Below are 13752 nucleotides of genomic sequence, written 5' to 3'. Positions count from 1 at the left end.
TCATGGGCAGTGGATACGCTAAAAAGAAAAAGAAGCTAAAATGATGGAACAAAAATTTCTTGAAATGGAAGCTGCTTTAAAAGAAAAACGTTATGAAGGGCAGGCAGGAAATGGCCTGGTTTCTTTAGTCATTAATGGGAAATACGACCTTATTTCTGTGAAAATACATCCCCAATGCTTAGATCCTGAAGAACCTGAAGTTGTTGAAGATCTCGTCCGAGCTGCTTTTAACGAAGCAAAATCTGCTATGGATAAAGAAATATCTATCATGCAGGCTGGAATGCCTTTTTAAATTAATAGCGTGCGAACTCCCTCACAAGTTCGAGCTCTTAGGAGCTTTTCTGTGCATTCGACACAATCGCTTAAATTTAATGAGGCTATCTTCATACGTAATTGATGAATTGCTGGTATGGCTACGGATAATTCTTCAACTCCTAGCCCTAAAAAGAAAGGGACTAAAGAAAGATCCGCTGCTGCTTCTCCACATACAGAAACAGAAACCTCTCGTTGCTTGGCGCTACAAATTACTCGACAAATCATGCGCATAACTGAAGGATGTAAGGGTATGTTCAGATAAGGAGGAGGAGTCGTCTCTCTAAGATTCCCCAAAGTGTATTGCATCAAATCATTCGTTCCTATGGAAAGGAAGTCGCACTCTGAAATGATTTCGTCAATCATCATCACTGCTGAGGGGAATTCAATCATACAACCCAAAGAGATATTGTCAAAAATGCATTCTCCAGAAAAAGAATGGCTCAGCATTGTCAATCGTCTCTTCACTTCTATAATCTCTGTAACATCAGCTACTCCAGGAATGAGTATCTTTAAAGGACCAAATGCTGATGCTGCTAAAATTGCTAAAAGTTGTTGATCAAGAATTTCCACATTTTTTAATAAATAGCGTATGGAACGATCTGAAATACAACCTACTCCGGGGAGAGGTTTATCCTCACTAAAATCAAATAGACGTAGTACAGAACTACGTTCAGGAAACCTGGCTAATGCTTGATAAACCTGTATTTGCTCTTCATATTCAGGCAATCGGTCTTTAGTGATTGCAAGAAATTCTGAACGAAATAACCCTATAGATGTTTTAGGAAAGCTCTCTGAAATTAGCTGGATATCTTCCAGGCTAGTCGCATGTGCAGATACAATTGTAGGGAATACTTCCTGCTGAACATAAGATGAGGGTATACTACAAGACAAGTTTTTCTTTTTATAGTAGCTTTCCAGAGTTTTAGCTTTCGGATTAAAAATAATCTCCCCACGAATCCCGTCAATAAACACCAACTTTCCAACATATCCTTGGATTTTTTCCCAATTTTCCTGAGAAAGATTTGCTAAATAAGGAATATTCTTTGCCCGAGATACAATTGCCGTATGAGATGTATGTGCTCCTACTAAGGAAACAAAACCACGAATATAATCAGGATTCGCACTTGCAACTTCTGAAGGTGTTAACTCCTTAGAAAAAACAATAATATTTTGATCCGGTTCTCCTAATGGATACTTATGTTGGCAGCGCAAATAACCAAGCACTCGGTTCGAAATATCATGAATATCTTGAACACGATCTAAAACTACAGACACCCCCTGTGTAGCTGTCAAAGATTCCTCTATTTTCCCCATAACAGAAGAAAATACATACTCAGCATTCTTACGATCTTTCCTAATTGTATTGACAACTTCTTCTGTTAAAATGGGATCTTTAATAATTTCTAAGTGAGCCTGTAAAATAGACGAAATTTCTTGTTGATCCTGGTTACTATTTGCTTCTTTTTCTAGCGCAGCAATATCCAGTTTGGAACGATTCAATGCTTTATAATACCGATGAATCTCATGCTCTACCTCTTCTTGAGGAAGAGTAAGCTCATGAATCTGCAACGGAGAGGCACCCAAAAAAAAAGCCTTGCCTATAGCCATTCCGGAAACTATAGTCATACCAGGGATTCGCCATTCTTCTGTTGTCTCTATAGAATGTGCTGGCATATCCATCTATAATTCTCCAAATCCTGATTCAAAAGCATTTTGTAATTTCTGAAATACACGATGAGAATTCTTTCCCCGAATACGTACGAAAATTTCCCCATTTTTTGGGGCACCCAATATGAGAATACTCATTATACTCTTGGCATTTACTGTTTTCTCTGCATAAGTGAAACTTACCTCACACTCCTCACCTTTCAATAATTTAACAATAGCACTTGCAGGACGCACATGAACTCCTGAAGTGTTCCTCACTACACAAATTCCTGTGTACTCTTCTTGAGTATCAGGAAAAGATGTATATACCTTTTCTTTTTCATTAATGTCTAAAATATGCTCTCTAAATTCGTCCACTACTAAGTCCTTCACTGTGCAAGCAAATAATCCTCTAACCATAAGAGAAAAGAAGAATACTGACTTGTCGTTAAATGCGAAATCTCCAAACTTTCTAAACTTCTATATGCCAAACTCTCCTCACTTAATAATACATTTGGTGAAGGAAAATCCCTGCGTACCTCACGATCAACAAGAAAACATTGATATGCCAAGGGCTCCTCATATCCATAAAAAGGGAAAATACCTAATGATGCACAGCTATCCTCAGGAGAGATCTTCTCTAAGCGTATTAACAATTCACGTAACTTATACTGAACCTTCGCCAATGAACGATAAGAAAAAATACCTTCATCTTCCCATTTCCCAAAACCATTATGAATACCAAAAAAATGAACGTAATCTCTGTCACCCAAATTAGGGAAAAATAAATTCTCAGTATCTAATAAAGGAGGATTTCCTTGGAAACCAAAGTGGCCGTGATCAAATGTATAGAACATCCTGACGTTATAAGGCTCGTTAGCATAGCGATAAACATATACATCTAAGCTATCTAGGAGAGAAAAAAAACGACAAATACCAGAAGAATGATTATTATCAATTCCTAAAACAGTAAGCCAATATTCTTTGAAAAAATCTAAACGATCTTTCTGCGTTAACCCTACGAGTTCATACCAACCTCGAGGCAAACGTGGAACCTTGCAGGAAATAGCTTCCCAAGACATTTCTTCTCGCAACTCTTCAACAGAATATACTTCTAATTTAGAGGAACGAAATACTGATGTTAATGCATCTGAAAGCTTTTTCATCCTATACTCTTAGATATTTATACTCACTATGGTTATGGCTAAATTATAAGTGTCATTATTTCCAACAACAACATCCCATTTTTATCTGTTCCATGTACTGGTTGACAGGTATCGTATCTCGTCCTTACCCTGAATGTGGGGCCATTCTTTTAATTTTTCTTCATCTTTTTACATCAAAAACAGAAGCCAAATACCAAATCCTTCTAGGAATTTCTTTCCTAATTTCTCTATTTACCTACACTAACCCTAATTTCAATCATGTAGGGCCAGTTTCAGGAAAGTTCTTCATCAAATACAAATCTAAAATGAAAAACACATACTTAGGAGATGCTTTGCTTATTCAATATCCTTGTGGAGCAACCTATCATCACCTTCCCTCTTGTACTATTATTTGCAATATCCCCTTGGAAACCAGTAAAAAATACCACCTACAAGGAGAAGTGTTAAATCATACATCTCAATTTATTTTTAAGTCTAATGATTGGAGTTGCTTAATCCCTTCTTCTAAAATTTCTTTACTTCATAGATATTTGAGAAAATCATGTGAAAATCGACTTCTTCAGCTTTTCTCTTCTCAAGATTCAGGAAAATTTGTCTCTGGTTTACTGTTAGGAACTCCTCTACCCATCCAATTAAAGAAACAGTTCCAAAACAAAGGACTTGCTCATGTATTCGCTATCTCTGGATGGCATTTCTCCCTACTTTCCTCGGGATTATTTATCCTCTTCTCTCCTTTCCCTACAAAAATAAGATCTTTTCTTGTGTTAATCATTCTCTCCCTATCCACTCTGTTCTTTCCCTTTTCTCCTTCAGTATGGCGCTCCTGGTTCTCTCTAATTTTCCTTTGTCTCTCTCAATATTCCTCAGGAATTTGTTCTTCACTCAATCGTCTAGGTGCGTGTTTTATTTTATGTTCTTCCATGTTCTCTATCTATCTTCCTGGGTTTTTCCTTAGCTTTCTAGCTACTCTGGGTATTCTCCTTTTTTTCCCGCATGTATTTCGTTTCTTTTACTCTCCCTGGAGTCAGATAGCTCCTTTCTATTTTAAACCCATTCTCCGCTATATTTATGGATCCATCTCTCTATCCATTTCCTCACAAATCTTACTAATATTTCCCATGATGAAATTCTTTGATTCTCTACCTTTAGAAGGACTAATTTATAATCTCTTTTTCCCTCTCCTTCTCCTCCCCATATTCTTTCTTATTCTATCCTCTATCTTCTTGCCTTTTCTTTCCCCTATCACGGATTTCTGCATTCATCAAATTCTTTCCCTCCCCCCTCTACATGCACCTAATATCTTCATTTCCCTCTCCTTCTCCTCCCCATCTTCCTTAATCCTAACATGTCTACTCTTAAGCTTCTTCCTGATCGGTGTATGCTTAGAAAAAACGCAAACTACCACGATTACTTATAGATCCTAAGAAGGAAAATAAAACATTTTCATTGTGAATACCTGTCATTTTTTTTAAGATTTCTCCTGCAAGGAATCATTTTTTTTAAAAAACCATGCGCCCCATAATAAACTTTGTAACGGCTCCCTTCTTAGACCATCATGAAGAAACCTCTAGCACAAGCCATGAACACGTATGTATTTACAACAATATTATTTCCCTAATATTTACAGGTATATTGATGCTGCTAACAGCCACAGTTTCCTGGATTTGCGGATTCTCCTTAGCCGTTATACTATCTTATGTAGTGTTTGGTGTTGTTTTATTATCCATAGGCTGTGCTTGGCTAATTTTTTATTGCAAATATATTTCAAAAACAAGAATTTCGATTGAACCGCATCACTCCCAGCTTCCATCTCCAGATCCCATAGCAACATCGCCTATCCCAGAACAAATGTTGCTAATTCCTAAATTATCAGATCTTTCAGAACAACATGTTTCCTATATGTTAAACACCCACTTCCACTATGTGAGTTCTGAACCTAAAGGATTAATTAAATCTACTACGCGACTTGTAACCTTAACAAATAAACTGACAGGAAAACAGGTTAACTTCTTTCGCGGTCATCCTGCTGAAGACAGCTCTATACGAGTTCCTCGATCTGCTATTCTATTATTAACTAATACCTCCAAAGAATATGGTCTAGCTATAGGAAGAACACTAGCCGTAACTGCTCTTATAGATAAATCATGTTGGATAGAAATTACTGGCGATCCTCATCAACCTTTCCCTCCAGGATCTATTGTTATAGGCCCATGGATGCGTTCAGGAGGAACTCCTCCCGCTTCTCACCTTATTATTATGAATCCTCTAAACCTAGAGTGCTTGGTTGATCTCCGTGGAGAACGTCGTGCTATTACCTTCCGCGATTTTTGCCAACAAGAAGCGTTTACGCAATACATAAATATGTACCGACAGTGTTTCTTTCTTTGCCAACAAGAAGGAATTACCTCATTACAAATTGAATGCTTAGGATTAACAGAATTGGCAACATCTCAAGAAGAATACAACAAATGGGAAGCCTTATGTCAATTAGCCCTACTCGAGACTGTACGCCTCTTGGAACCAACGCATCCTCTAACATGTGTGACTATAAACCATCAAAAATGTCTTCCATTCTTTAAAGGTTTACAAAATGCTTTTAATTAAAATTCTGCTAGACTTTTAGCAGCTTGATAAATCTTGTCTCTTTGAGGTAAAACCTCATTTTCAAGTATCTTAGAATAAGGTACAGGCGCATGCAGTCCAGCAATACGTCGGATAGGAGCATCAAGATACATATAAGCTTGCTCAGAAAGCGTTGCAGAAATCTCGCTTCCAAATCCACAGAATTCTGGAGCCTCATGGGTAATCAACAACTTTCCAGTTTTCTTCACGGATTCTAATACAGTAGGATAATCCCAGGGAACAATCGTACGTAAATCAATCACCTCCGTAGAAATACCCAATTCTTCAAGCTCCTTAGCGATATCGACACTCATCACTAAAGACATTCCCCAGGAAACAATAGTTAAATCTGTTCCAGGACGTACAATTTTTGCTTTTCCAAAAGGGAGGATGTATTCTGAAGAAAACACAGGACAAGCACTAAAAGCTCGACGTTGATATAATGCTTTGTGCTCCAGGAAAACTACAGGATTCGGATCGCGAATCGCTGATTTCAATAGAGCTTTTGCATCCGCAGCATTAGAGGGGTATACAACCTTAATTCCTGGACAATGAGCTAAAAAAGCCTCTATACTCTGAGAATGATAAGGTCCTCCCTGAATATATCCTCCACAAGGTGCACGAATAACTAAAGGGACTTCCCACTCTCCAGAAGAACGATAGTATATACTTGAAGCTTCTGAAAATAACTGATTAATACCAGGCCAAATATAATCAGCAAATTGAATTTCTGCCACAGGCTTATGAATACCATCAAATGCCATCCCTATAGCTGTACCAATAATCGTAGCCTCTGCTAACGGTGTATTAAAACAACGTTGTGCACCAAATTTACGGGAAAAATCTCGGGTAACGCCAAATACTCCTCCCTTATCCCCAGCTACATCTTCACCAAAAATGACCACACCAGAATCTCTCTGCATTTCTTCCATTAATGCCTCAGTAATTGCATCGCGCATTACTTTAGGCTGATCACATAAACTCCTAGATTCTACAGAATCTTCGTAATCAATTAATGCTGGTGTGTACGGAGAAAAAACTTCATGACTTGTTGAGCCTTTACTCGGAAAAGGCATAGATTCAGCAAGAGAATACGCACGTGCTACTTCTTCTTTTGCTTCGGATTTAATTTCTAAAATTTCTGTGGAGGTAATTCCATATTCTGTGAGTTGATTTTCTAGACGTAATAAAGGATCACAGTTGCTACAAGCATCCAAATCTTCACGAGTTCGATACTTTTCATGATTATCAGAATTGCTATGTGGTTCTAAACGCACTACATTAATAAGAAGTAGCGCTGGGATTGAAGATACTCTAGCCCGTTCAATAGCCTGAGAAAAAGCATTAGCAAGATCTATATAATCCCCACCATCAACTTCATATATGTCTAAACCACGATAACTCTTTCCTAAAGAAGATAAATCTGCAGAACATTGTTCAGAAAAGGGCACTGAAATTGCCCAGGAATTATTTTGTATCGCAGTCACTAAGGGGAGCTGATGTAAAGCAACATAGTTTAACATTTCATGGAACTCTCCCTGGGAAGTAGATCCATCCCCTCCAGAGACGTAGACAACTTCATTTGCTTGCATGTTCTTAACAGCCCAGGCACGCCCGGCAGCTTGGAGAAATTGTGTTCCTACAACACTAGACTGGCAACAAATACGTAATTTCTTGTGGGAATAGTGGTAGGGCATCATCCTACCAGCAGAATGATTTGTAGTAAGACGAGCAAGAAAAGAGGCTAAAATCTCATGAAGATCACACCCTAGGCCTAAAGGGAAACCTTGATCTCTATAATAGGGGAAAGACCAATCTTTTCCTGGAAGCAAACTCCTTCCAGCAATGATTCCTGCAAGCTCATGACCTGCACAAGACAGCTGAAACGTCCCTCCGGAATCGCTTTGTCTAGACAATTGGAGCATTTTGGATTCAGCAAATCTCAAACTCCAGGCAAGTTTTAGAACCTCTTGTACTGAAGATACTAATTCACACCCTACTATTGCCATGACCACTCCTCAAAAGAACAGATCACTCTACTCCTGATCTCTATACAGCGAAGTCAGAAAAAAAGCCTTTGATTTTATCTAAGAAACTTCGCTTTTTAGGGAAGTTATCCTCTTTCTCTATAGCAGAAAACCTACGAAGAATTTCTTTTTGTTCTTCTGATAAATTCTGTGGAGTCTCTACAGAAACCCGCACGAGCAAGTCTCCTTTTCCCCGACCTCGAACACTAGGAAATCCTTGATTTTTCACTTTAAGAACCGTTCCACTCTGAATACCTTCAGGAATAGTAATGCGACACACTCCCTCTTTTAATAAAGTAGGGATCTCTTTCTTCATTCCTAAAGCAGCATCGACTAAACTGATTGGAAGCTCAAGAATTAAGTCGTCTCCTTTACGTTCGAAAACAGGATGCGGTTCAACATCAATAAAAACATAAAGGTCTCCAGCAGGTGCACCATTTTGCCCTGCATCTCCATAACCCTCCATTTTCAAACGCATGCCAGAATCCACTCCGGCAGGTATATCGACACGTACATTACGCTTATCTTTTATTCTGCCCTGACCACGGCAGTTTGAACAAGGATCGGTAATAATACGCCCTTCACCACCACATTCAGGACATGTGGATGCCATAGAGAAAAAGCCACGACTTTGTACTACTTGCCCTGAGCCGTTACACCTATCACAACGTTTTATTCCCTTTTCACTAGCAGCTCCGCTACCAGAACAAACTTCGCAAGTCTTATATCCGGAAATAATTAATTCTTTTTCAACACCGCGTGCAGCTTCTTCAAACGATAGTGTAATATGGATTTTTTTACTCGCTCCTTGACGTGCTCCTACGGGGTCACCACGCATACCGAAAGCTTCCCCTATGCCTCCAAACAGGCCTTCGAAAAAGCTTCCTCCTCCAAACTCTCCGCCAAAAGCACCCATAAATGTACGAAGAGCATCTTCCATGTTCCCCATACCTGCACCGCCAAATCCTCCGGCTCCAGCAAAGGGACCATCTTTACCATAACGATCGTAAGACTCGCGTTTTTGCGCATTACTTAGAACTTCATAAGCTTCTGAGACTTCTTTAAAACGCTTTTCAGCCTCAGCATCTCCGGGATTTTTATCGGGATGATATTTAACAGCTAATTTACGATAAGCTTTTTTAATTTCCTCAAGAGAGGCAGTTTTAGAAACTCCTAAAACATCATAGTAATCCATATGTCACACACCAATAGAGACATTGTTAACGACTGCGATATTTTGCTGCCGCTTTAGACTTGGCCCGCTTTTTTACGGAAGGCTTATCATAAAACCTATGTGATTTAGCAGCCTTTAGAATCCCCTCTTTATCAATTTTCTTTTTCAAAATTCTTAAAGCACGATCTACAGGCTCACCAACTCTAACTTTAACACTGGGCATGCACCACCTAATCCACATAAATTAAATTTAACCCCAAACAACACAACTGTTTACAGCTGACACATTCAAGGCACCCTGATTGTAGCATCACAATTATTACCCTTCAAGAGTTAGTTAGCATAGACTAGGATAACCAAGAAGGAACAGAAAACTCACCTACCGCAACACTATATATAAGAAACTTACCATACTTTAGAAAAAACAAGAGCAACTGCGATAGTCAGGAACCAATGGATGACACTCCATAAACATAAGCTGAGCAATAATGTTTTTCCTAATACATTCAATAGCAGGAGCCACCCTATCTATACGAATTTTGTCCGAAAAGCAACGACGAAAAAGCTCTGGATTAGGAGACACTACATGATAACATGCATTATCTAAACAATAAGCAGAAGCTTCGTCATAGGACAATAAAACTCCAGGACCAACGCCATTATTTGCAAAAATAAATCCCTCCTCTGAAAGATCAGAGCTTAGAGTAACCACCCCACCTTTTCTACCCAGAGGAAGAACAAGAGCCGTCCCTTTATCTTGAGGAGTAAGATAGCCTTCTAATGAGGAGTAACCAATTAAAGGAATATTTTTAGATAAAGCTAATCCCTGAGCAAAAGACAATCCAACACGAGTTGCAGAAAAATTCCCAGGCCCAACAGCTACGCCAATTCCTTGGAAATCTAATCCGCTATTTTTAACAATAAATTCTAATACCACTCCCTGATCGGGGCCAATAGGAAGACTCCACTGCTGTAAAACTCTCTGATGATTTACATAGGCTAAAAATGGTTGGTACCCTGAAGTATCAATAATAATGTATCTATGAAAATGCATAATCCAAAACAGAAAAACAGCCGAGATATAAACTATACCATTTAAAAATTTTAAATCAAAAAATAATAAAATTAAAATAATAAATCGCGATTTTTTATAAAAAGATGAAATAAACGCGCAAATATAACTGATGAAAATAAATTAAGTTATACTCTCCAGATTACACGTATTAACAACTAGAAATCCCTCTATGATTCATGAAACTCATATACAAACAAGGGAATTCAAAAAAATGTAACTCTCCAAAAAAGAACAATTTCTCAAATATGATTTCAACAGGCAGTTTAAATTAAAAAATACAGTTTACAGTAAACTCTAATCTTCATTTTTCAATTCTTCCGAATTGCCCTTTCTCGTAGTTGGGTAGGTGCACGAATTTCACCGATTTTGTAGTATATTGAATTAAGGCTCTTTTTATCTAAAAGCCGTGTAACTACAGTTACTATAATTTTGACAAATTATCTAACCATTTCATTACAAGGACCACTGTGGACTCTACGACAAATAACGACCCTCAAATTTTGGATCCTCATTCCGAAGAAGTAGAAAAGTTATTAGACACAGCAGAGGAAGTTGAAGAAAAATCTAATGATGACCGCTCGCTACCTTCAGATTTATTTATCCTCCCTTTAAATAAACGTCCATTTTTCCCAGGGATGGCAGCACCAATTCTCATCGAATCTGGTCCTTACTATGAAGTTTTAAAACTATTAGCAAAATCTTCTCAAAAGTACATCGGCTTGATTCTTACTAAAAAAGAAGATGCTGATATTTTAAAAGTGGGATTTAATCAGCTCTATCGCGTAGGGGTAGCAGCACGGATCCTACGCATCATGCCAATAGAGGGAGGAAGTGCGCAAATCCTACTGAGCATTGAAGAACGTATTCGTATTATTGCTCCGATTAAAGACAAATACCTTAAAGCACGTGTTTCCTATCACAAAGACAATAAGGAATTAACTGAAGAACTCAAAGCATATTCTATCAGCATTGTTTCGGTAATTAAAGATCTCTTAAAACTCAATCCTCTGTTTAAAGAAGAATTACAAATCTTTCTTGGTCATTCTGATTTTACTGAACCAGGGAAATTAGCGGATTTTTCTGTAGCTCTGACAACAGCAACAAGAGAAGAGTTACAAGAAGTGCTCGAAACTACAAATATGCACGATCGCATTGACAAGGCGCTTATCCTATTAAAAAAAGAATTAGATCTTAGCCGATTACAAAGTAGTATCAACCAAAAAATCGAAGCAACAATCACAAAAAGCCAAAAAGAATTCTTTTTAAAAGAGCAGTTAAAAACAATAAAAAAAGAATTAGGACTAGAAAAAGAAGATCGTGCTATTGACTTAGAAAAATTCACGGAACGATTAAAAAAACGTGAAGTTCCTGAATACGCTATGGAAGTTATCCAAGATGAAATAGAGAAACTACAAACTCTAGAAACCTCTTCTGCAGAGTACGCAGTTTGTCGTAATTACCTTGATTGGCTCACAATTATCCCCTGGGGGATTCATAGCAAAGAATACCACGATTTAAAAAAAGCGGAAGTCATCCTTAATAAAGACCACTATGGACTTGAGGACATTAAACAACGCATTCTTGAACTTATTAGCGTAGGGAAGCTATCCAAAGGACTTAAAGGAAGCATCATCTGTCTAGTAGGACCTCCAGGAGTGGGAAAAACTAGCATTGGTCGTAGCATAGCAAAAGTATTACATCGAAAGTTTTTCCGATTTTCTGTAGGCGGAATGCGTGATGAAGCTGAGATTAAAGGACATCGTCGCACCTACATTGGTGCTATGCCCGGAAAATTGGTACAGGCTTTGAAACAAAGTCAAGCCATGAATCCTGTCATTATGATTGATGAAGTAGATAAAATTGGAGCCAGCTATCATGGAGATCCAGCATCTGCTCTCCTCGAAGTTTTAGATCCAGAGCAAAACAAGGACTTTTTGGATCATTATCTAGATGTGCGTGTAGATTTATCCAACGTATTATTTATACTTACAGCAAATGTATTGGATACTATTCCTGACCCTCTTTTAGATCGAATGGAAATACTACGCTTATCAGGATATATCCTTGAAGAGAAACTCCAAATAGCTACCAAGTATCTTGTTCCCAGAGCACGTAAAGAAACTGGATTGACAGCTCGTGAGATTGTTTTCCAACCAGAAGCATTGAAACATATGATCAATCATTATGCTCGTGAATCTGGTGTAAGAACTTTAAATAACAATATTAAAAAAGTTTTAAGAAAGGTTGCTTTAAAGATAGTTAAAAACCAAGAGAAATCCCATCCAAAACACATTCAGTATAAGATTAATACAAAAAATCTTCAGGATTATCTTGGCAAACCTATCTTCTCCTCAGATCGTTTTTACGATACAACCCCTGTGGGCGTAGCTACAGGTTTAGCATGGACATCTTTAGGAGGTGCTACTCTATATATTGAGAGTGTCCAAGTCCCGTCCACAAAAACAGATATGCATCTTACAGGACAAGCAGGAGATGTAATGAAGGAATCTTCACAAATCGCTTGGACATATCTACACAGTGCTTTAGAAAACTACGCTCCAGGCTATAGCTTTTTCCCAAAAGCTCAAGTGCATATCCATATTCCTGAAGGGGCAACTCCTAAAGATGGACCTTCTGCAGGCATCACTATGGTCACTTCCCTACTTTCTCTTCTCTTGGAAACTCCCGTATTAGAGAACTTAGGTATGACAGGAGAAATTACTCTAACAGGTCGAGTATTAAGTGTAGGAGGAATAAGAGAAAAGCTTATTGCAGCACGCCGTTCTCATCTGAATGTATTAATATTTCCTGAAGATAATCGTCGTGATTACGAAGAACTCCCTGCTTATCTAAAAAAGGGACTTAAAATTCATTTTGTTGAGCATTATGACGACGTATTCAAAGTTGCCTTCCCTAATCTCAATTAATCCTTGAGAATATAATGTAGAGCTATTTCTAAATAATAAAAATAGCTCTACATAATTCCTAAAAAAAACTGTGTATTTACAAACCTATCTGAAATTTCTAAACTGCACGTCTTTTAATTAAGTACTGCAATTACTATGACTTCTTCTCCTGTTCACAAACACGCAGAAACTGCGCAATCTGCAAATTCCTCCGTAACTGCATTGACAAAAGGGAAAAAATTACTCGCTTGGATAACTCTATTTATACTTACTTTATTTCCCTTAGTTTTTCTTGGGGCCCTTTTAATCACACCATTTATTCCTCAAGCAGTATTCATAGGGCTTGGATCACTTGCTGTGTTCCTACTCTCTATCAGCACTCTTTCTATAATGGCTAGCTACTTATCTCCATCCACTCCTTCGCCCACTTTGAATCCTGTAACACGACCTCGAGATCTTGACCTTTCTAAATTAGATACAAGACATAATCGCTTGCTTCATGAAATTATTCGACAAGACGAACAGAAATACCAACAAGAGAAAAAAAACGTACGCTCATCTCGATTTACTAGAAAAGCATCTAAATCTCGTAGCCAATCCTCAGAAAGCTCATCAAGCGAACTCTCTCCTCCCTTATCTAAAAAACCAATGTCTGTTCCGACATCATCTAGCGACTCGGACACTTCTCCAAAAGCATCCGATAAACGCATAATGCCAATACAAAATCGGCCTTGGTTGTCCTTCTTTCAATCAAATAAAAATTAATTCTATGATCAATTTCTTAAATGAATACGAAGTTCTAGTAGAGTATTTTACCTCA

Annotated in this window: 11 protein-coding genes and 1 pseudogene; 5 read left to right on the top strand and 7 right to left on the bottom strand. The window is 38.0% G+C overall.

What is annotated here, in order from left to right:
* Window positions 1–2: 2 nt before the first annotated feature.
* Window positions 3–292, top strand: a pseudogene (locus RT28_RS00675) (YbaB/EbfC family nucleoid-associated protein).
* Here RT28_RS00675 and ptsP read toward each other — a convergent pair.
* Genes ptsP through RT28_RS00660 form a run of 3 tightly spaced genes read right to left on the bottom strand, consistent with a single transcriptional unit; the run spans window position 289 to window position 3128 of the window.
* Window positions 289–1989: a phosphoenolpyruvate--protein phosphotransferase gene (gene ptsP / locus RT28_RS00670; RefSeq protein WP_240991541.1), complete on the bottom strand. Its 1701-nt coding sequence runs from the start codon at window positions 1987–1989 to the stop codon at window positions 289–291. The pseudogene RT28_RS00675 and the gene ptsP overlap by 4 nt on opposite strands.
* Before the next feature lie 6 nt (window positions 1990–1995).
* Complete coding sequence (locus RT28_RS00665; RefSeq protein WP_420834635.1) at window positions 1996–2310, bottom strand: HPr family phosphocarrier protein; 315 nt, start codon at window positions 2308–2310, stop codon at window positions 1996–1998.
* A gap of 41 nt (window positions 2311–2351) precedes the next feature.
* Complete coding sequence (locus RT28_RS00660) at window positions 2352–3128, bottom strand: hypothetical protein (RefSeq protein ID WP_020356027.1); 777 nt, start codon at window positions 3126–3128, stop codon at window positions 2352–2354.
* Between RT28_RS00660 and RT28_RS00655 the strand changes: the two genes are divergently transcribed.
* Complete coding sequence (locus RT28_RS00655; protein ID WP_038500143.1) at window positions 3101–4552, top strand: ComEC/Rec2 family competence protein; 1452 nt, start codon at window positions 3101–3103, stop codon at window positions 4550–4552. The genes RT28_RS00660 and RT28_RS00655 overlap by 28 nt on opposite strands.
* Before the next feature lie 85 nt (window positions 4553–4637).
* Window positions 4638–5732: a hypothetical protein gene (locus RT28_RS00650; protein WP_240991519.1), complete on the top strand. Its 1095-nt coding sequence runs from the start codon at window positions 4638–4640 to the stop codon at window positions 5730–5732.
* On the opposite strand, the gene RT28_RS00645 is transcribed toward RT28_RS00650, so the two are convergent.
* The 4 genes from RT28_RS00645 to RT28_RS00630 form a co-directional block, all read right to left on the bottom strand.
* Window positions 5729–7759 (bottom strand): alpha-ketoacid dehydrogenase subunit alpha/beta, encoded by a 2031-nt coding sequence (locus RT28_RS00645; RefSeq protein ID WP_038500136.1) that lies wholly within the window; start codon window positions 7757–7759, stop codon window positions 5729–5731. The two genes, RT28_RS00650 and RT28_RS00645, sit on opposite strands and share 4 nt — an antisense overlap.
* A 40-nt stretch (window positions 7760–7799) precedes the next feature.
* The gene (gene dnaJ, locus RT28_RS00640; RefSeq protein WP_038500132.1) at window positions 7800–8972 is read right to left on the bottom strand and encodes a molecular chaperone DnaJ; all 1173 of its coding nucleotides are present in this window, start codon (window positions 8970–8972) and stop codon (window positions 7800–7802) included.
* Between the two features lie 25 nt (window positions 8973–8997).
* Complete coding sequence (gene rpsU / locus RT28_RS00635) at window positions 8998–9174, bottom strand: 30S ribosomal protein S21 (RefSeq protein WP_010882681.1); 177 nt, start codon at window positions 9172–9174, stop codon at window positions 8998–9000.
* Window positions 9175–9366: 192 nt separating this feature from the next.
* The gene (locus tag RT28_RS00630; RefSeq protein WP_038500128.1) at window positions 9367–10005 is read right to left on the bottom strand and encodes a tRNA threonylcarbamoyladenosine biosynthesis protein TsaB; all 639 of its coding nucleotides are present in this window, start codon (window positions 10003–10005) and stop codon (window positions 9367–9369) included.
* 488 nt (window positions 10006–10493) lie between these two features.
* Between RT28_RS00630 and lon the strand changes: the two genes are divergently transcribed.
* On the top strand, window positions 10494–12953 hold the full coding sequence (lon, locus tag RT28_RS00625) for an endopeptidase La (protein WP_020356019.1): 2460 nt from the start codon (window positions 10494–10496) through the stop codon (window positions 12951–12953).
* Window positions 12954–13088: 135 nt separating this feature from the next.
* A complete protein-coding gene (locus RT28_RS00620) occupies window positions 13089–13697 on the top strand; it encodes a hypothetical protein (protein ID WP_038500125.1) in 609 nt (202 codons plus the stop codon).
* The last annotated feature ends 55 nt before the right edge of the window (window positions 13698–13752 follow it).

Origin of the sequence: Chlamydia avium 10DC88, from assembly GCF_000583875.1 — a bacterium.
Classification (GTDB): Bacteria; Chlamydiota; Chlamydiia; order Chlamydiales; family Chlamydiaceae; genus Chlamydia; species Chlamydia avium.
This window is presented reverse-complemented; position numbering and strand designations above follow the sequence as displayed.

Bases quoted from the DNA above. Each gene is read 5' to 3' on its own strand.
- ptsP (WP_240991541.1), bottom strand. From the start codon at position 1,989: ATGCCAGCACATTCTATAGAGACAACAGAAGAATGGCGAATCCCTGGT.
- RT28_RS00650 (WP_240991519.1), top strand. From the start codon at position 4,638: ATGCGCCCCATAATAAACTTTGTAACGGCTCCCTTCTTAGACCATCAT.
- dnaJ (WP_038500132.1), bottom strand. From the start codon at position 8,972: ATGGATTACTATGATGTTTTAGGAGTTTCTAAAACTGCCTCTCTTGAG.
- rpsU (WP_010882681.1), bottom strand. From the start codon at position 9,174: ATGCCCAGTGTTAAAGTTAGAGTTGGTGAGCCTGTAGATCGTGCTTTA.
- RT28_RS00620 (WP_038500125.1), top strand. From the start codon at position 13,089: ATGACTTCTTCTCCTGTTCACAAACACGCAGAAACTGCGCAATCTGCA.
- RT28_RS00660 (WP_020356027.1), bottom strand. From the start codon at position 3,128: ATGAAAAAGCTTTCAGATGCATTAACATCAGTATTTCGTTCCTCTAAA.
- RT28_RS00645 (WP_038500136.1), bottom strand. From the start codon at position 7,759: ATGGCAATAGTAGGGTGTGAATTAGTATCTTCAGTACAAGAGGTTCTA.
- RT28_RS00655 (WP_038500143.1), top strand. From the start codon at position 3,101: ATGTTAATGCATCTGAAAGCTTTTTCATCCTATACTCTTAGATATTTA.
- RT28_RS00630 (WP_038500128.1), bottom strand. From the start codon at position 10,005: ATGCATTTTCATAGATACATTATTATTGATACTTCAGGGTACCAACCA.